The organism is Synechococcus sp. NB0720_010 (assembly GCF_023078835.1).
Taxonomy (GTDB): domain Bacteria; phylum Cyanobacteriota; class Cyanobacteriia; order PCC-6307; family Cyanobiaceae; genus Vulcanococcus.
On the sequence record NZ_CP090898.1, the window covers coordinates 2,218,432 to 2,236,854 of the forward strand.

An 18,423-nucleotide genomic window follows, 5' to 3' on the forward strand; every position below is an offset into this window, starting at 1 on the left:
GTCATTGCTGCATTAAAAAGTCAGGAAGGCGTGGTCCTCGCACCCGAATCACCCCTCCGGCACCATCCTCGACGGCCTGCAGCGGCAAACTGGCGCCTCGGTTTTGTCCACTTGCTTCTTCCGGAGCGTCGCTGCTTTTCGGCCTCAGGACGTAGGGCTCGCTCAGGGACCAGGTCCGGGCGTACTGCATCAGCAGCGGATCGGCTGGGGCAAAGACGTAGGAGGGGTGCCGCGGCACGCTCTCGGCGCTGGCCCGCTCTCCATTCATGCGAACGGCTCGGGTGATGGCCTGCACGAAGCGAGTGCGGGTGACGACGGTGGTGAGGTAGGCCACCACCCGCAGCCTCGGTGCATCGAAGCCCTCGGCGCACATGTCGATGCTCACCAGCCAGTCGGAATCGCCCGCCTTGAAGCGCTCCATGCGTTCTGCGGCTTCGGGGTCTTGGGAGTGCACCAGTTGAACCCGGTCCCCTTCCTCCTCCAGCAGTCCGCAAATCCGGCGGGCATGGGCAATGTCACGGGCCACCACCAGGCCGCCCGCCTCGGGATGCTCGCGCCGAACGGATTCCAGCCGTTTGCGGGCATTGAGCAGCAGCCGCAGGGCGATGCTGCTGCTGTCCCCCAGGCGAATGGCGCGCCGCAGGTTCCGCGCCCGCCAGCTCTCGCGCTCTTCCTGGGAGAGGGGCGAGCGCTCGGTGTCTGACAGTTCCCCCTGCCGGCCGTGATCCACCCAGCCGTCCTGGAAGCGGAATTCCAGGGGGCGCACGTCACCGGCCTGGATCAATTCCCTGGGCTCGACACTCAGATCAGGAGCGATCTGCTCGACCCACTCCTGGCCGTCATGGACCTGGATCCGCCGGGCGGCGCAGAAGCCGAGGTTGTCGGCTCGAAACGGCGTGCCGGTGAGCCCCAGGCGCAACTGGGCGCTCTGGCTGAGCCGGCTAAAGGCATGGCCCCAGGCCGTGGCCTCCGGTTCCTCTGGGTCGACCCCGAGGTGGTGCACCTCATCGGCGATGGCCAGCCAGGGACCCCAGCCCCACTGCCTGAGCTGATGCTCCAGGGACTCCAGGTTGCGGCCCGCCGCCTGATAGGTGAGCAATAGGCCCTGGCTGTCCGCCAGGTCGCTGCCGCAGAGGCCCGGTTGCCAGTCCTGGATCTTCAGGTTGAGCCGCTCGGCAGAGGCAATCCACTGGGCGGCGATGGAGCTGCGGTGGCAGAAGACCAGAAAGCGCTCCAGCCGGCCTTCCCGAAGCAACCGCTCAAAGCTCAGCAGGGCCCCGAGGGTTTTGCCAGCCCCGGGCCCGGCGTTGATCAGAACATCGCTGCCCCGGTTGGTTTCCAGCCGGCGCCGCAGCAGTTGGATCAGCTGGGTCTGCCACTGCCGCGGTTGCAGGTTGCTGAGCGGCCGCTGCTCAACAGCCTTGGCGGCAGCCGGAGCGCGCCGGGGAACGCGCAGGTCGAAGGACAGCGATGGCATGCCGCCATTGTGTGGCGATTCGGCCAAAAAAGTTGGGCACTTCTACCTATTCGCATTGGCGCTGGAGGCACTAACTTCCGGCCATCACCCGCTCCCGGGCTTTGCCCCTGTTGCCCATGGATGAGCGTTTTCTGTTTGCACTCACCCCAGACGAGCTTCGGCAGCGCTTTGAGGAGGCGCTGTCTCTGGAATGCGATCTGGACCCAATGATCCTGCGGGCGCGCCAGTTGCGCCGACAGGGCTCCAGTCCCCAGGCCCGCTGCTTAGAACAGGAGCTTCTGCCCCTGTTCTGAGTCCATGCGAGTCGCGGTCACCGGCGCTTCCGGCAAAACCGGCTGGAGAGTGGTCGCCGAGGCCCTGGCCCGCGGTTTCGAGGTTCGGGCGATCGTCCGACCTGGCTCAGTCCTCCCACCTGGTTTGGAGGGAGCCGAGGTGCATCGCCTCCAGCTGAACGACAGCGCGGCCCTGCAACAGGCCCTGCGCGGCTGCGATGCCCTGGTCATCGCCACCGGGGCTCGACCCAGTATTGATTTGTTGGGCCCCCTGAAAGTCGATGCCCTTGGCGTGCGCCAGCAGCTGGAGGCTTGCCGCTCCGTCGGCCTCAAGCGCCTGGTGCTGGTGAGTTCCCTCTGTGCGGGCCGTTGGCTGCACCCGCTGAACCTCTTTGGCCTGATCCTGGTCTGGAAACGCCTCGGCGAGCAGTGGCTCGAACAAAGCGGGCTAGAGGTCACGATTGTTCGCCCGGGGGGCCTCAAGGAAGCCGAGGAGGACATCGCCGCGCAGGAGCTGCGCTTCTCCGGTCCTGATCAACAGGAGGACGGCAGCCTTCCGCGCCGCCTGGTGGCCCGGGTTTGCCTGGATGCCTTGGAGGTCCCAGCCAGCGCGGGACGCATCATTGAGATCACCAGCACTGTTCCGGACGTTCCGGCCCCTGAACCCCCTGCGCTTGCCAGCTGGTTGGCTTGAGAACGCTTACGGCCGTATGCGAATCTGCCTCAACCCAGGGTCGAGACATTGATTCGTGTTTTAGTGCCAAGGGAGTGCCGTCCTGGTGAAACCAGGGTCGCGGCCACTCCCGAAACCGTGCGCCGTTTGGCGGCACGCGGCTGCACCTTTGTCGTCGAGCGGGGCGCTGGTCAGGCCAGCGGTTACGACGACGCGGCCTATGAAGAGGCCGGTGCTGCGCTGACGGACCCCAGTGCTGAGCAGTGGTCTCAAGCGGACGTCGTTCTGACGGTCCAGGGTTCGGATCTGGCCCAGAAGCATTCCCCGAAAGCCGGAGCTCTGCTTCTGGGTTTGCTTGAGCCCCACGGCAACGACGCCCTCAAACAGCGTTTTCAGTCCGCTCAGGTGAGCGCACTCGCCCTTGAGCTGCTGCCTCGGATCAGCCGGGCCCAGAGCATGGACGTGCTCTCCTCCCAGGCCAACATCGCTGGTTACAAGGCCGTTCTGCTCGCTTCGGCGGCCCTGGATCGCTACGTGCCGATGCTGATGACGGCCGCGGGCACAATTCAGCCGGCCCGCGCCCTGATCTTGGGTGCCGGCGTTGCGGGCCTTCAGGCCCTGGCGACCGCCCGCCGCCTGGGCTCCGTGGCCTACGTCAGCGACGTTCGCCCCGCCGCCAAGGAGCAGGTGGAGTCCCTCGGTGGCCGCTTTATTGATCCGCCTGAGTTGGATCAGAAGCCCGGCGAAGCCGGTGGCTACGCCAAGCAGGCCACAGAAGCCTTCCTCGCTGAGCAGCGCCGTCAACTCACCGAACAGTTGGCCCTGGCCGACATGGTCATCTGCACGGCCCAGGTGCCGGGTAAGAAGGCGCCGCGTCTGATCGATGACGCGATGCTGCAGCACATGCGTCCCGGCAGCGTCGTGGTTGACCTGGCGGTCGCCCAAGGCGGCAACTGCGAAGGCACCGTGCCCGGCCAGACCGTCATCCGCCACGGCGTTCAGCTGATCGGCGGCGATGGCCTGCCCTGCAGCGTGGCCAACCACGCCAGTGCCCTCTATGCACGCAACATCGCTGCGCTGCTTGAGCTGTTGCTCAACACCACCGCCGAGGGTGCCTCCTCGGTGAATCTCGATCTGGACGACGAGATCGTCTCGGGCTGCCTGTTCAGCCACAACGCCCCTGAATCTGCCGGAGGTGCTGCATGAGCAGCCTGAATGAAGCCCTTTGGGTGCTGCTGCTCGGCAGCCTCCTGGGTCTGGAACTGATTGGCAAGGTGCCCCCCACCCTGCACACCCCCCTGATGAGCGGCGCGAACGCCATCAGTGGCATCACCGTGCTGGCCTCCCTGACCCTGATCGCTCAGGCCCAGGGCAACCCCGGGATGTTGATCCTCGGCGCGGTCTCCCTGGGCTTTGCCCTCTTCAACGTGATCGGGGGCTTCCTCGTGACCGACCGCATGCTCGCCATGTTCAGCCGCAAGAAGTCAGGAGCACGCCGATGAGTGGCCTCGCGCTGTTTGGTTATCTGATTGACCTGCTGGCGGTCCTGCTGCTGGCCCTGGGCCTCAAGGGCCTCTCCAAGGTTCGCTCTGCCCGCTCCGCCAACGGCCTGGCTGCCCTGGCCATGGGCCTTGCCGTGGTGGGTCTGTTGATTCAGTTGGCGCCCTCGCCGGTGGCTTGGGTCTGGATTGCCGTTGGTACCGCCGCTGGCGGCCTGCTGGGTCTGATCACGGCTCGCCGGGTGCCGATGACCTCCATGCCGGAGACCGTCGCCCTCTTCAACGGCTGCGGTGGCATGGCCTCCCTGCTGGTGGCCATTGCGGTGGCCCTCTACAACTCCGCTGAGTCGGACATGGTGGCCCTGGTGTCCATCGTGATCTCGGTCTTCGTGGGTGCGATCACCTTCAGCGGCTCCATCGTGGCGATGGGCAAGCTGCAGGGCTGGATCGACACCCCTGGTTGGACCCAGAGCCAGGTGCGCCATGGCGTGAACATCGCCATCGCCGTTGCCGCTCTGGTGGGTGCCTTTGCCCTCCCCGGCGATCCCGCTGGCTCGTCCCTGTGGCTGCTGGTGGTGGCCTCGAGCCTGCTTGGCATTGGCGTGACCCTGCCCATCGGCGGTGCCGACATGCCGGTGGTCATTTCGTTGCTGAACTCCTATTCCGGCGTGGCGGCTGCCGCCGCTGGCTTCGTGGTGGGCAGTCAGCTGCTGATCGTGGCGGGCGCCATGGTCGGTGCCGCTGGCCTGATCCTCACCCAGGTGATGTGCGACGGCATGAACCGCTCCCTGGTGAGCGTTCTCTTCGGTGGTGCCCTGGGCGGCGCTGCTCCGGTTGGTGGTGGCGGCGAAGAAGCCGGCTATACCCGGATCGTCAGCTGCAGCCCCGAGGAGTGCGCCATGGCCCTCGAGAGCGCTGAGCGCGTGGTCTTCGTCCCCGGTTACGGCCTCGCCGTGGCCCAGGCCCAGCACGCCCTGCGCGAGCTGGCCAAGATGCTCGAAGCCAATGGCTCCGAGGTCAGCTACGCCATCCACCCGGTGGCCGGCCGCATGCCGGGTCACATGAACGTGCTGCTGGCGGAAGCCGATGTGCCCTACGAGCAGCTGCTCGAGATGGACACCATCAACCCCGAGTTCCCCCGCACCGATGTGGTCATCGTCCTGGGTGCGAACGACGTGGTGAACCCCGACGCCAAGAACGATCCCAACAGCCCCCTCTACGGCATGCCCGTGCTTGAGGTGGACGGGGCCCGTCAGGTGTTCGTGGTCAAGCGCAGCATGGGCGCCGGTTATGCCGGCATCAAGAACGCCCTGTTTGAGCTGCCCCAAACCGCCATGGTCTTCGGTGATGCCAAGGCTGTGCTGCAGGGCCTCTGCGCTGAACTGCGCAGCCAGGGCGTCGGTAAGGGCGCTTGATTCGCTCCTCGTCAATGAGCAGCATTGGGGGCCCTCGGGGCCCCTTTTCCATGGACGGTGAGCCTCCCTTTGAGCCTCGCTTCCCCTGGCTGAACGGCGATCTGCAGACCCTGCGGGACACCTTCCGCTCGGATGCCCTTCCCCCCGATCAGGGGCAGCCCTTGCCCTTTGATGTGGGCAATGGCGATCAGCTCCTCGCCAAGTGGGATGCCCCCCTCTCCGGGCCGGAGCCCCTTGGCCTCGTGCTGTTGATGCATGGACTGGGGGGATCAAGCCAGCGCGGCGGACTGAGGCGGATGGGTGACACCCTCCAGCGCGCCGGCTTTGCCGTGCTTCGGCTGAACATGCGCGGCGCCGGCGACGGCCGTGCCCTGGCTCGCGGCACCTATGCGGCCAACAGCAATCGCGATCTGCTGCCGGTCCTGCGCCAGGCCCGCAGCTTGGCCGCTGGCCTCCCCCTGCTTGGGATGGGGATTTCCCTGGGCGGGACCAAGCTGCTCAATGCCCTGACCTCCAGCTCACTGGAGCGCCGCACGGCCGGTCTCGATCCCCAGGCGCCACTGCTGGATGGGCTGGTCACCATCAGCACTCCAGTCGATCTGGAGAGCTGCTCCCGCCAGATCGAGTTGCCCCGCAACCGCCTCTATCAGCATTGGCTCTTGAAGCGGCTGGTGGCCCAGACCCTGGCCGATCCGTTTGGGGTGACGGACGCCGAGCGTCAGGCCCTGGAGGGGCCCCTCGAGAGCATCCGAGCTTTTGACGCGGCGATCACGGCTCCCCGTTGGAGCTATGGCTCGGTGGACGACTACTACCGCCAGGCCAGTCCCCTCTGGCGTCTGCAGGAGCCCCGGATCCGGCGAGAGCTGCCCCCCTGCCTGCTGATTCACGCCGAGGATGATCCTTGGGTGCCCGTGGAGCCCACCAGAAGCCTGGAAGCCTTCCAGGATGAGCGCTTACAGCTGCTCGTGACCGCCAAGGGCGGCCATAACGGCTTCCATGGCCGCGGCGGTTGCTGGACCGATCAGCTCACCGCCCGCTGGTTTCAGGCCTTGCTCGCCTGAAAGGGCATCCGTTTGACGATCCACTCCTCGATGGGGGCGCCGCCGATGACGTGCTCCCTCAGGATCCGCTCGATGCGCTCAGCGGTGACCCCGCCGTAGACGATTCCCTCGGGCCAGATCAAGAGCACCGGACCCTCGGCGCAGATGCGGAGGCAATCGGCCTTGCTGCGCAGCACGATCCCTTCAGGGCGTGCTGGATCCTCCAGGCCCCACTCCCGCACCAGGCGCTTGAGGGCAGTCCAGCTCTCAGGGCCGACGGTTGGGTCGGGGCTGCAGAGCGCCTTTGCCGGGGTGGCGCAGAGCAGCAGGTGGTGCTGAATCAACGGCTGGCTCAAACAGAGACGGCTGCAGCTTCACGCACCGCCTGACGGGACCAGCTGTCGACCGCCAGCACGTCGTCCAGGGAGGGATGGGCCATGAGGTCAGCCTTGTGGCGATCGCAAACCCTGTCGATCAGCTTCGGGATGTCGAGGAAGTGGATCTTCTCCTCGAGGAAGAGCGCCACGGCCTGCTCGTTGGCGGCATTCATCACCGCGGGCATCGTTCCCCCGGCGCGGCCGGCGGCATAGGCCAGTTCCATGCAGGGGTACTTGGCGGGGTCGGGCTTGCGGAAGGTCAGTTGCCCCACCTCGGTCAGATCCAGGCGGCGCCAGGGGGTCTCCAGGCGCTCCGGCCAGCTCAGGCAGTAGAGGATCGGCAGCTTCATGTCGGGCCAACCCAGCTGGCCCAGCACGGAGGAATCCGCTAGCTCCACCATCGAGTGGATGATCGACTGCGGGTGGATCACGATCTCGATGTGGTCGTAGTCCAGACCGAAGAGGTAGTGGGCCTCGATCACCTCCAGACCCTTGTTCATCAAGGAGGCGGAGTCGACGGTGATCTTGCGACCCATGCTCCAGTTGGGGTGGCTGGTGGCATCGGCCACGGTGGCCTTGTGTAGATCCGCCGCATCCCAGTCACGGAAGGCACCGCCGCTGGCGGTCAGTTGAATCCGGCGTAGACCCGGCGTCGGCACACCGGTGGAGAGCCGGGCGGTGTCAGCCCAGGGGGTGCCCTGCAGGCACTGGAAGATGGCGGAGTGCTCGGAGTCCGCGGGCAGTAGGCGCGAGCCGCTCTTGGCGAGCTCCGGCAGCACCACCGGACCAGCGGCGATCAGGGTCTCCTTGTTGGCCAGGGCCAGGTCCTTGCCGGCGCGAATCGCCGCCAGGGTGGGCAGCAGGCCGGCGCAGCCCACGATTCCGGTGACCACCAGGTCGGCGCTGGACCAGGCCGCGGCGGTGCAGAGCCCGTCCGTGCCGCCCACCAGCTCCGGCAACTTGGCGGGGCGCTCACTGGCGGAGAGGGCCTGGAGCCGCTCCTGCAGGGCCGGGAGTTTGGCTTCATCCGCCAGGGCAACCACCTCAGGGGCGTGCTTCTGGATCTGGCGGATCAGCAGATCGAGGTTGTTCCCGGCCGTCAGGGCGACGACGCGGAAGCGATCGGGGAACTCCTCGACGATCTCGAGGGTTTGCGTACCGATTGAGCCTGTGGAGCCGAGCACGGAGAGGGCTTTCACGGCGGAGCTCCAGGGATCAGCGGCCAGTTTCCCATTTCCAGGCGCGTAGCGTTGCCGGCACTCCTTTGATCCGCGATGGCCGAGCAGAACCCGGCGGCGCCCCAGCGCTGGCCCTACGTCCTGGGATGTGGCTTCGCCATGGGCGCCGCCGATGTGGTCCCCGGGGTCTCGGGGGGCACGATGGCTTTCATCCTCGGCATCTACGGCACCCTGCTGGAGGCTGTCTCGGGCTTTGACTTCGAGCTCCTCGGACTCCTGCGACGCGGCGCCTGGGCGGAGGCCGCCGAGCGGGTGCACCTGGGCTTTTTGCTGCCCCTTTTGGCTGGCCTGTTCGGTTCAGTCCTTGTGCTGGTGCGTCCGATCACCTGGCTCTATGTGAACCAGCCGGCCCTGCTCTTTGCCTTTTTCTTTGGTCTGATCGTCGGTTCGATCGTGTTGATCGCCCGCCATGCCCATTGGGGCGCTGCCGGCCTGGTGGCGATGGTGGTGGGTGTGGCGGCGGCGCTGCTGCTGGTGACCCGTACGCCGGTGACCATGCCCCACGATCCCTTCACGATCTTCTGGAGCGGGGCCGTGGCGATCATGGCGATGATTCTTCCGGGCGTCTCCGGCTCCTTTCTGCTGCTGGTGCTCGGCCAGTACCAGTACGTGATGGAAGGGGTGAAGGCCCTGGATCTGGCGACCCTGGTGCCCTTCGCCCTGGGCTGTGCAACGGGGCTGCTGCTGTTTGTGCGTCTGCTGAGCTGGCTGCTGAAGCGCTGGCATGGCCAGACCGTGGCCCTGTTGATGGGTTTCATGGCCGGCTCCCTCTGGAAGATCTGGCCCTTCCGCACCGTGCTGGAGAGCACCACGAATGCCAAGGGCAAGTTGATCGTCCTGCGGGATGCCCTGGCGGCGCCCCCCAGCGGCTCGGCCTTCGCCCTGGCCCTGCTGCTGATGGGGCTGGGTGTGCTTTTGGTGTTGGGCCTCGAGCGGATTCAAGAGCGCATGGGCGCTGCGGAGATGGGCGGCTGAGTCCAATCCGTTGATGCAGCTCCCTTGCCCCGCCGGTGAAACTGGGGGCTGCTTTTTGCTGCCCCGATGACGTCCCACGATCGTGGTCACCCCCCCGAGCAGTGGGGCTCGTCTCTGGGCTTCGTGTTGGCCGCCGCAGGCAGCGCGGTCGGTCTGGGCAACCTCTGGGGCTTCGCCTATCGGGCCTCCCAGGGGGGCGGGGCGGCCTTTGTGCTCCTCTACCTGCTGATCGTCTCGCTGGTCTGTCTGCCGGTGCTGGTGGCAGAGATGGTCCTGGGGCGCAGTACGGGCCACGCCCCCCTGCTAGCTCCGATCACCGCCGGCGGTCGCCGCTGGGCCCCGCTGGGTTGGCTGTTCCTGGCCGCTGCGATGGGGATCCTCAGTTACTACGCCGTCCTGATGGGCTGGACGGGCCGCAGCTTGATCCATGCCTTGAGTTCGCCGCTCCCAGCCGACATTCCCGCGGCGGAGCGCTTCTTCGCTGGCATCAGCAGCGGCGGTGATGCGGTGCTGGGGCACCTGATCAGCCTGGCCCTCACCGGGGTGGTGGTTGCCGCCGGCATCAAGGCCGGCATCGAGCGCCTCACCCGCTGGGCCATGCCCCTGCTGTTTCTCCTGCTGCTGGCCCTGGCGATCTGGGCGGCCTTTCTGCCCGGAGCCCATGCGGGCTACAGCGGTTTTTTGCTGCGCTGGGATCCCAGCAAGCTCACGGACCTGGGCACGATCCGCAACGCCTTCACCCAGGCCTTTTTCTCGATCGGCACCGGCATCGGCGCGATCTTGGCCTACGCCACCTACCTCGATCGCAAGAGCGCTCTCCCCGGTGAGGCCGTGGCGGTCGTCGGGATGGACACCGCCGTTGGCCTGATGGCCGGCTGCATCACCTTCCCGCTGGTGGCCAGCTTTGGTCTGGTGGATGTGGTCAGCGGCAGCACCGTGGGCACCCTCTTCATCAGCCTGCCGACGGGGCTGGCCTCCCTGGGGGGCGGTGGCCGGGTGGTGGCGGCTGTCTTCTTCCTATTGGCCTACGTGGCCGCCATCACCTCATCGGTCTCGCTGCTGGAGGTGCCGGTGAGCTCGTTGATGGATCGCCTGGGCTGGAGCCGCTCCAGGGCCGTCTGGCTGATGGTGCTGCTGATTGCTGTGATCGGCCTTCCTTCTGCTTTGGACATTGGGGTGCTGGAGCGGATGGATGCCCTCTTTGGCGGGGTCTGCCTGATCGCCGGTGGCCTGCTGCTGGCCCTGCTGCTGGGCTGGCAGGTGCCTGATCGCTTCCGCAGCGATCTGCTGGAGTCGGGGTCCTCGCCTGAGCTCGTGCGGCTTCTGCGCTGGTCCCTGCGTTGGATTTCGGTGCCGGCCATCAGCCTGGGCCTGCTGATCTCGATCATCGATCTGGCCAAGAGCTGGAGCGGCGCTGGCGCTTAACTGAGCGGAGCTTTCGTCTCCCCATGGCCATCGGTCCCCAGTGGCTCCAGCGCTTCAACTTCATTGAGCGGGCGAAGCTGGAGCGTCAGCTCTGGGAGGCCTTTGAGCGGGGCGAGCCGATCGAGACCCTGGTCGAGGAGTGTGAGCCCGGGTTTCAGAAGGAGGTCTGGAGCACCACGGCCACCCGCATTCGCAAGATCGAGCAGATGATGAAAAACCAGCAGGCTCCCAAGCCCTAGGCCCTGAGCCACTCCGTCAGGCCGCCGGGCTTGTCGATCAGTTCGATCCCCTGGGTCTTGAGTTCGTCGCGGATCTGGTCGGCGGCGGCAAAGTCCTTGGCGGCTTTGGCCGCCTTGCGGGCTTCAATCTGCGCTTCGATCTCAGCGTCGCTCGGACCGCCGCCGCCGCTGGCGTTGCCCTCGGCTCCCTCGTGCTTCAGCCCGACGACCTCGGCCAGCTCCAGCAGCAGGGCCAGTTGCTGTTGATGGCTGGCTTGCTCCAGTTCGCCCTGGGCGCTGGCGTCGCCGCGCTCGATCCGGTTGGCCAGACCCCGCAGGGGCTTGGCCAGCTCAAACAGCACCGCCAGGGCGGCGGAGGTGTTGAGGTCATCGTCCATGGCCGCGGCGAAGCGTCCGCGCGCATCCGCCAGGGCGGTTGGCAACTGTGAGGCGGCGATGCTGGTGTCGCCGGCGAGGCCGAGGGCGGCGTTCAGTCCTTTCCAGCCGGTGGCGGCGGCCTCGAGGGCTTCCGCGGTGAAGTCGAGGGGTTTGCGGTAGTGGGCCTGCAGGGTGAAGAGGCGCAGGGTCATTGGCGAGACCCCGGAATCCAGCAGGGCGCGGATGGTCGTGAAGTTGCCGAGGGATTTCGACATCTTCTGGCCGCCGACATTGACCATGCCGTTGTGGAGCCAGAAGTGGGCCAGCTCCTTGCCGGTGGCGGCTTCCGATTGGGCGATCTCGTTCTCGTGGTGCGGGAAGACCAGATCGGCACCGCCCAGGTGGATATCGATGGTGTCGCCGAGTTCCTCGCGCACCATCGCTGAGCACTCGATATGCCAGCCCGGGCGCCCCTGGCCCCAGGGGGAGGGGAAGCTGGGTTCGCCGGGTTTGGCTCCCTTCCAGAGGGCGAAGTCAAAGGGGTGCTGTTTGCGGGCTTCCTCGGCACTGGCCACCCGACCGGCGGCGTTGTCCTGCTGTTGCTCCAGATCGCGGCCGCTGAGCTTGCCGTAGCCGGCGTGCTTCATCACGGCGAAGTAGACGTCTCCATCGGCGGAGTAGGCCGCCCCTTTGGACTCCAGCTCGCTGATCAGGCCGCGGATGGCATCGAGGCTGCGGGTGGCCCGCGGCATCCGATCCGCCGGCAGGATGTTCAGACGCCCCATGTCGGCGACGAAGGCGTCGATGTTGCGCTCGCTGACCTCCTCCATCGAGCTGCCCTCTTCGCTGGCGCGGTTGAGGATCTTGTCGTCGATGTCGGTGTAGTTCTGCACGAAGGTCACGGCGTAGCCGCTCCAGCGCAGGTGGCGGCGCAGCACGTCCCAGGCGATGTAGCTGCGGGCGTGGCCCAGGTGGCAGAGGTCATAGACCGTGACCCCACAGCAATAGATGCTGACCTTGCCCGGCTCCAGCGGCCGGAAGTCCTCAACGCGGCGGGTGAGGGTGTTGGTGAGGCGCAGGGTCACAGGTGCGGTCGAGCTGAGGTCCGGGCCGCATGGATCGTGGCACACGTGCTGACACACATCCGCCGGCCCAATCAGGTCAAACGGACGAAGAGACACCTTGAGTTAGTCCAGTCTTGATGCCGCTTTGAGGCGAGTGAGACTGCGGCGCACTGGTCGGCGCTCGCTTCGGATCAAGCCTCTTTCCTGTGCAGATCTGCTTGGCTCTGCGTTGCTGTTCTCGGTGATCTCTAGGTAAGACCAGTTGTCCTGGCCCAAGGTGATCTCAACAGCACATCTGGGCTTGCAGGTGGAGCCTGAGATGGCCGCCTGGCTGTCGCGACTCCAGCTGAATCGAGACTCAGCTTTTGGTGGGCCGAGGATCCGCGATGTGCAGGTCGAAACCTATCGGGGTTCACAGCTCACCGTCCTCAAGATGTCGGCGGCTGGGATCTCTGATCTGCGCTTTCGTCATCATCCCGCCATGGTGAGCGTCGTGATCCCAACCCGGGGCCGCTTTCAGGGCGTGGCAGCCGGACGTTCTTTCACGGCGGTGCTCAATCAAGTGGGCTGTGTGCTGCTCCCGGACGATCCGCTCGCGTTGACTGCGGGATCCGATGTGCTGTCGGCTCTGGTGATGCAGCTGCCGCTGCAGGGCCTTCTGGATCTCTGCCAACGCCAGGGTGTCGCCCAGCCCAATCTGCACCTGTTGCTGGATGCCCTGGCGGGACAGGAAAGGTTGTTACTGGCTTGCTGCGAGCGGTTGCTGCAGTTGGCACTCCGGCCCGAGGGTGAAGCGCGCTCCACATTGGCGTTGCCACTTGAAGCCTCCGTGCTCGCGGTGATGGCAAGCGGGCTGGTGGGGCGTGATCAGTTGCCGCACGGTTCTGTGCAGGATGCCCATGCTCTGCATGTGGAGCGTGCCATGGCTTACATGGAAAGCCACATGTCCGAGGTGATCGCTCTGCAGGATCTGTGTCAGTCCTGCTACATCTCTGCGCGCACACTTCAGGTGTCCTTTCAAAAGGTGCGTGGCTGCACGCCTCTGCAGGCCCTTCAGGAGATCCGTCTGGTCAGTCTGCGGAAGCATCTTTTGAAGCGCCTTGATTTAAGAGAAGCCTGCGCGTTGGTGGGTTTGCCTCCCACAGGGCGGATGGCTGCCAATTACAAACGACTGTTCGGTGAACTGCCGAGTCGGACCCGCCAGCGCGCAGGCCGGGTGATTAGTCGGGTAGACGGTTTGTGAGCTCCTGTAGCAGGGTTCGATGGGCGATGCTCAGATAATCAACATCGCGCCGAAGCCTGGTGATCTGTGCTTCACAGTCGTAGGCAGCTTTGACCAGTTTCTGGGCTTCATCGCTGAGATCTGCAATCGGATAGCTCCGATCACCGATGGTGAGTGTCGCGGCTGGGGTGCCGTTCTCTGTACGGGTGATGGTGGGTTGTTCCATAACTTGGGAATGAAGGTAGGAATGTCCGATGTCGCTGTGCCTGATGAGCCGGTCTCGCCATTCAGGGCGAGCGTGATCGTGTACACATCAGTGTCGCTCTGCCATCGGTTTGAAGATGTCCTCAAGAAAATCAAAAACAACAGCAATCACTGGTTTTTCATGCAGCACAACCCGGGCGGTGATGCCCATTCCAGATCGCAGAGATTCCGCCGGGTAATGCTCTGGAATACCGCTTTTGTTAATGCGAATTCGGGCGATGTAGGCCTGTACCTGACCCTTGCCGTCCAGCGCAGATGTGGTGGGAGACAATGATTCAATAACACCTCGAAGTGTGCCGTGTTCATTGGCTGGAAAGGCATCCACGGTGATCTCTGCCCGTTTACCCCGTTGGATGGGTGCTGCCAATTTGGATGACACTTGTACCGAGGCAATCAGGCCATCACTGGGCACCACTTTCGCGAGAACTTCACCTTGGTCCACCCGTTGACCAGTCACCTGAACGGCCAGTTGCTGCAGCGATCCACCAATGGGCGAAACCACATCGAATTGAGCTGAGCGGTCGCGCAACTCCCGTAGTTGCATGCTCAGGTCATTGATCTCGATCCTGCGCTGTAGATCCAACTTGGCTTTCTCTTCCAGCAGGGCCTGGTGCTCGGCTTTGCTTTGAAAGAGCTCGTTTTTCTTTTCGAGCAACTGCACCTCCTGCGCGGCGCCCTGCTGCACCAGATTTCGCAGCCTGGCCACCAGGCCGGTGTTCAATTGGATACGTGCCTTGGCTTGACTGAGGCGGATGGCAAAGGCGAGGTCATCACGTTGTCCCTTTTGCTTGAGGAGTTCAAGCTTGAGGGGAATACTCTCCAGTCTTGGCTGTAAATCACCACGGCTTAGGGTGAATAAGACTTGCCCTTGTTGCACCATTTGGTGTTGCACGGCATTCACCCGTTCCACCACGGCTGAATCGGGGCTTTTGATGCTGGCCTCCGCGCGTATCGTCTCCAGCTGTCCAGGCAGATTGCTGGTTTCTTCAATGCGGCTGAGGCATGACCAGCTCAGCAAGGCTAGAGAACCCAGCCCCAGCGACCAGATCAGGGCGCGGCTCCAGCGCGGGGGAGGCGTGAGCAGAATCTGGTGACAGGCTGTTGCGTCATTAGCTTGTTGCAGCTTGCGTTTTGTTAGTTGTCTTAGGTCGGTCAAGAGTGATTTCATTTAGCCTCCAAACTGTTGTTGATAAAGGGCGTAGTAGCGACCTGATTGGGCCATTAATTCTTCATGAGTGCCTACGGAGTCGATGCGGCTGTTGTGCATCAGGACAATTTGATCGGCATGAATCAATGTGGAGAGTCGGTGGGTGATCATCAGTAGGGTGCGGCCTTTGGCGTGGCTTCGAAGATTCCTCACAACCTGCTGTTCTGTATCCACATCGAGGGCACTTGTGGCCTCATCCAAAATCATCAAATTGGGGTTTTGCAGCAGCATTCGAGCCAGGGCAATCCGTTGCCGTTGTCCACCAGATAGACCTCCTCCCTTTTCTCCAACCGGAGTGCTGTAGCCATAGGGAAGTCCCATGATGAAGTCGTGGGCACAGGCAAGGCGTGCCGCTTCTACCACCTGATCCGTTGCGGCTTCCGGATCGGCTACGGCGATGTTGGAGTAGATCGAACCTTCGAATAGCAGGCAGTCCTGTGGAATAAATCCCAGCTGCCTGCGTAGGGAGTAGAGCTCAACCTTGCTGACATCCAGGCCGTCAATGAGTACTTTTCCTCGGCTTGGTTCATAGAGCCTGGGAATCAACTTGAGCAGGGTGCTCTTGCCGCAGCCGCTTTGCCCTACCAGACCCGTAAAGCTGCCCTTGGGAATCGTCAAGCTCACCCCGGACAGCTGTCCGCCACTGGTGGCTCCGTAACTAAAGCTCACCTGATCGAAGCGAATCGTCCCTTCGATTGGGGGCATGCTGATGTTCGCGTCTTCGATGTCCTCGGTTTCTAGGGGTTGGTTCACCAGATCCCCGAGCCGTTCCACGGCTAGAGAGACCTCCTGGAAGTTCTGCCAGGTGCCAGCTAGGCGCAGGATCGGTTGGGTCACATAGCCGCTGATGATCCGAAACGCGATCAGACCGCCCAGTGTCAGCTGGTTCTGCAGAACCAGCCATGCCCCCACGGTGATCACCAGAATGTTGCTGCTTTTATTGATCAACTGCAGGGCGTTGGAGCTGGCCGTGTTGGCTAGAACCGAGCGAAATCCCTTGTTGATGCCATCGAGGTGCCGGTCTTCCCAGTTCCGCCTTGTCGTCAACTCACTGTTTTGCACCTTCACGGTCTGGATGCCGTTTAGCACTTCCACCATGTAGGACTGGGTTCTTGAGTACGCCTCAGCACGCTGCCGGATCAGGTGCTGGGTAATCGGTGTCAGGCCAAGGATGACTAGCAGTAGTAGTGGAATACTTCCAAGGATGATGCCGGCAAGAATCGGCGAGTAGAAAAACATCACCCCGAAGTAGAGCATCGCAAACAGTGCATCGAGGACCACCGTGAGTGCAGTGCCAGTAAGGAAGCTCCGAATCTTGTCGAGTTCATTGAGGCGGCTGGCCAGCTCGCCTACGGGATGCTTTTCGAAATAGCGAATATTGAGCCTCAGTAGGCGAGAAATAATTGCCGAGCCCAGGCTGATATCAACCCTGTTGGAGATCTCCATGAACTGGAAGGTGCGCAGATTACTGAAGATCAGTTCCAGAACCATTAGCAGCACCATCACCACCGCAAAGCCGCCGAGCGCATTCACCGAACCCTGGCCAATGACCCGGTCGATGATCTGTTGAAAGAGCAGTGGTGTCGCCAGGGCAAAGAGTTGCGCCAGAAAGCTCGAGATGAAGACCTCCACAAGTCCAACCTTGTAGCGGCTCAGGAAGGGCAGCACCCAGCTCAGGCCAAAGCGCTGCTGTGGTGTATGCCGGCCCGCGCTGATGGTCACAGCCTTTAGATCCGAACCGAACCGCTCGCTCAGGACCTCACCATTGAGTCGTTCAGCCTTGGTGTTGGGGTTGAGAATTAACAGGCCGGATCCATTGGCTTCAATAATGAGGCTCGGATTTTGCTGGGGATCCAGAATCACGGCAGGCGTGGGCAGACGGCTGGCATCGGCAGCCCGAAACGTCACGATTCGCCCGGCCAGCCCGAATTGATCCGCCACGCTCACCAGCTTTTCCAGGCTGAGGTTCTGTTCGCTGGCGGCGAGAAAATGTCCTGCTTTGCGCAGGTTGTCTCTCCGCATGGGTAGCCCGTAGAACTGGGCCAGCATCGTGAGCACAGCGGTATGGCACTCCGCCGCCGTACCGCCACCCACGGGGCGAAACCCGAGTTGTCGGATCTGCTGAGCAAGGCTTGGTTGCTGTTGCTCCAGTGCTGTGGTCTGGCTGTCGGGCGCTGCGTTGGTCGGGGCGTCCCCACGGTCAATCGGTCGTAGCCCGGCGGTGCGTCTGGAGTGCTCTTCCTTGGGATGTTCAGCGTCGCTCCAGATCAGAACGCGCGGCTTCTCCTCACCCAGGAAGCAGCGAATCGCCTCCGATGTGACCAGCTGTCCGTAATGAAACCCTTTTGTGGAGCGATCGGCATAAATTAGTGGTCCTTTTGGTTCGCTTTTTGGTGGTGGATCTCCTGTGGGCAATATCTGCCAGCGCCGCAGGTAGATCTCCGGAGTCTGCTGGTCCTCTGGCACATTGATCCCGTAGCCCTGGATGTATTTCTGGATCAGCGGTAGTTCACTCGGGGAGAGGCCGCTGCGTAAATGATCTAGAACTGCTTCCTCCAGTTTTGGATCCAAGGGCAGCGTGCCGAGCACGATGGCTTCGCAGTCTGTGGAGGCCATCAGCTCCTCCCCCAGGTCGCTGTTCAGCAGGGTCAGGGCACCGCAGAGATAGGGACTCTCCGGTCGCAGCACGGTGTGGCTGCCGAACCAGCGATCGGGATCCAGCAGCCGGCAATGCCCTTCCACCACCAGCAGCACTTCGGGACTTGAGCCACTGGTCTGCAAGACCGATCCTGCGGGGAATCGGCGATGGTCACAACCCAGTTGTTGTGCCAGAGCGCGCAAGGCATCTGCATTTGCCGTTGTGAGTTGCATCACGGAATTGACCCTGCAACCAGCTCGAGAGCTGTTGCAGCTCGGTCTTGAGATCGCCGCAGATCCTCGACTTGAAATTCATTTCCTCGAGAAAGTTTTGCGTATGTGCGTCGTATACGCTGTCGAACCGGTACTCCAAGCGCAGCAGCGTGTGCCACTCAGCGGCTTCAAACGGGCCGATCAACTGGCCGGCCTGAGCCGTGCGCAACCGGCCGGCGATCTCCGGATGGGGGGTGGTCAAGTCAACAGGGCCGACAATGCCCTGCGTTTTTGCCTCCGGACCCCGTGAATGGAGACGTGCCGCCTCACCGAAGCTGATCTCGCCAGCTTCGATGGCATAGAACAGTTCGCGGCAGAGGCCCGCATCATCTACGCGAATCAGGCTATACAGCACCCTGTCTAGATTGTCCTTGTAGCGCAGGTAGAGTGATTCGACGTTGCCACAGAATTGCTCGCGGAGTTCTGTGCGGCGCCAGTCATGAATGGCCTCGGAGATGAGATCAGCCCTGCTCATGCCACGTTGAAGGCACCATTGCTGCTGCTCCTCCTGGTTTTTTAGACCGTGTTTGCTGCAGTATGTCTTCGTGGCATCTTCGGCAACCTTATTGGGGTCTGACAGGTTGTTGTGTTCAAAGACCAAGGCTCTTTCTTTGAGTTGTCTCAGGAAGGGTTCTGCCAACTCGAAGCGAAATAGCAGTGAAATTAGCTCCACACTGCTGGCATCCTTCAGCGCTGTAAGAAGCGACTCGGCCGTCAATGTCGAAGGCTCTGCTGTATTCATGATTGGCGAGTTGTTGATTGCCATGTT

18 protein-coding genes are annotated in these 18,423 nt (G+C 63.4%); 10 read left to right on the forward strand and 8 right to left on the reverse strand.

Translation table 11 applies throughout. The features are described 5' to 3' along the window. Nucleotide 1: 1 nt before the first annotated feature. Nucleotides 2–1,477, reverse strand: coding sequence for a DEAD/DEAH box helicase (locus tag LY254_RS11795; protein WP_247477344.1), 1,476 nt, complete (start codon nt 1,475–1,477; stop codon nt 2–4). A gap of 116 nt (nt 1,478–1,593) precedes the next feature. Here LY254_RS11795 and LY254_RS11800 point away from each other — a divergent pair, with 116 nt between their 5' ends. From LY254_RS11800 to LY254_RS11825, 6 genes are all read left to right on the forward strand, one after another. Continuing rightward, the gene (locus tag LY254_RS11800) at nt 1,594–1,770 is read left to right on the forward strand and encodes a hypothetical protein (RefSeq protein WP_198001912.1); all 177 of its coding nucleotides are present in this window, start codon (nt 1,594–1,596) and stop codon (nt 1,768–1,770) included. Nucleotides 1,771–1,774: 4 nt separating this feature from the next. Further along, on the forward strand, nt 1,775–2,443 hold the full coding sequence (locus LY254_RS11805) for an SDR family oxidoreductase (protein WP_247477346.1): 669 nt from the start codon (nt 1,775–1,777) through the stop codon (nt 2,441–2,443). A gap of 63 nt (nt 2,444–2,506) precedes the next feature. Continuing rightward, a complete protein-coding gene (locus LY254_RS11810) occupies nt 2,507–3,628 on the forward strand; it encodes an NAD(P) transhydrogenase subunit alpha (protein ID WP_247477348.1) in 1,122 nt (373 codons plus the stop codon). Then, entirely contained in the window at nt 3,625–3,924 is a 300-nt protein-coding gene (locus LY254_RS11815) for an NAD(P) transhydrogenase subunit alpha (RefSeq protein ID WP_010315729.1), read from the forward strand. The genes LY254_RS11810 and LY254_RS11815 overlap by 4 nt, the downstream gene beginning before the upstream one ends. Further along, nucleotides 3,921–5,336, forward strand: coding sequence for an NAD(P)(+) transhydrogenase (Re/Si-specific) subunit beta (locus tag LY254_RS11820; protein ID WP_010315731.1), 1,416 nt, complete (start codon nt 3,921–3,923; stop codon nt 5,334–5,336). The genes LY254_RS11815 and LY254_RS11820 overlap by 4 nt, the downstream gene beginning before the upstream one ends. A 50-nt stretch (nt 5,337–5,386) precedes the next feature. Continuing rightward, the gene (locus LY254_RS11825; RefSeq protein ID WP_247477352.1) at nt 5,387–6,397 is read left to right on the forward strand and encodes a YheT family hydrolase; all 1,011 of its coding nucleotides are present in this window, start codon (nt 5,387–5,389) and stop codon (nt 6,395–6,397) included. Here LY254_RS11825 and LY254_RS11830 read toward each other — a convergent pair. Both LY254_RS11830 and LY254_RS11835 read right to left on the reverse strand, forming a co-directional pair. After that, on the reverse strand, nt 6,379–6,732 hold the full coding sequence (locus LY254_RS11830) for a ferredoxin (protein ID WP_247477354.1): 354 nt from the start codon (nt 6,730–6,732) through the stop codon (nt 6,379–6,381). The two genes, LY254_RS11825 and LY254_RS11830, sit on opposite strands and share 19 nt — an antisense overlap. Further along, nucleotides 6,729–7,952, reverse strand: a complete 1,224-nt coding sequence (locus LY254_RS11835; protein WP_247477357.1) for a 1-deoxy-D-xylulose-5-phosphate reductoisomerase — start codon at nt 7,950–7,952, stop codon at nt 6,729–6,731. Before LY254_RS11835 ends, LY254_RS11830 begins: the two co-directional genes overlap by 4 nt. Before the next feature lie 75 nt (nt 7,953–8,027). On the opposite strand from LY254_RS11835, the gene LY254_RS11840 reads away from it, so the two are divergent. From LY254_RS11840 to LY254_RS11850, 3 genes are all read left to right on the forward strand, one after another. Then, entirely contained in the window at nt 8,028–8,966 is a 939-nt protein-coding gene (locus LY254_RS11840; protein WP_247477359.1) for a DUF368 domain-containing protein, read from the forward strand. 66 nt (nt 8,967–9,032) lie between these two features. Next, entirely contained in the window at nt 9,033–10,391 is a 1,359-nt protein-coding gene (locus LY254_RS11845; RefSeq protein ID WP_247477361.1) for a sodium-dependent transporter, read from the forward strand. Between the two features lie 23 nt (nt 10,392–10,414). Then, a complete protein-coding gene (locus LY254_RS11850; RefSeq protein WP_010315743.1) occupies nt 10,415–10,630 on the forward strand; it encodes a hypothetical protein in 216 nt (71 codons plus the stop codon). Here the strand turns inward: LY254_RS11850 and cysS are convergent. After that, complete coding sequence (cysS, locus tag LY254_RS11855; protein WP_247477363.1) at nt 10,627–12,072, reverse strand: cysteine--tRNA ligase; 1,446 nt, start codon at nt 12,070–12,072, stop codon at nt 10,627–10,629. The two genes, LY254_RS11850 and cysS, sit on opposite strands and share 4 nt — an antisense overlap. A gap of 298 nt (nt 12,073–12,370) precedes the next feature. Here cysS and LY254_RS11860 point away from each other — a divergent pair, with 298 nt between their 5' ends. Then, the gene (locus tag LY254_RS11860) at nt 12,371–13,294 is read left to right on the forward strand and encodes a helix-turn-helix domain-containing protein (RefSeq protein ID WP_247477365.1); all 924 of its coding nucleotides are present in this window, start codon (nt 12,371–12,373) and stop codon (nt 13,292–13,294) included. Here the strand turns inward: LY254_RS11860 and LY254_RS11865 are convergent. The 4 genes from LY254_RS11865 to LY254_RS11880 all read right to left on the reverse strand — a co-directional run bounded on the left by LY254_RS11865 (nt 13,272) and on the right by LY254_RS11880 (nt 18,420). Beyond that, nucleotides 13,272–13,499: a DUF6447 family protein gene (locus LY254_RS11865; RefSeq protein WP_247477366.1), complete on the reverse strand. Its 228-nt coding sequence runs from the start codon at nt 13,497–13,499 to the stop codon at nt 13,272–13,274. The genes LY254_RS11860 and LY254_RS11865 overlap by 23 nt on opposite strands. Nucleotides 13,500–13,586: 87 nt before the next feature. After that, entirely contained in the window at nt 13,587–14,705 is a 1,119-nt protein-coding gene (locus LY254_RS11870) for an HlyD family secretion protein (protein WP_247477369.1), read from the reverse strand. Further along, complete coding sequence (locus LY254_RS11875) at nt 14,706–17,585, reverse strand: peptidase domain-containing ABC transporter (RefSeq protein WP_247477377.1); 2,880 nt, start codon at nt 17,583–17,585, stop codon at nt 14,706–14,708. Continuing rightward, the gene (locus tag LY254_RS11880) at nt 17,554–18,420 is read right to left on the reverse strand and encodes a peptidylprolyl isomerase (protein WP_247477388.1); all 867 of its coding nucleotides are present in this window, start codon (nt 18,418–18,420) and stop codon (nt 17,554–17,556) included. The genes LY254_RS11875 and LY254_RS11880 overlap by 32 nt, the downstream gene beginning before the upstream one ends. Nucleotides 18,421–18,423: the final 3 nt, after the last annotated feature.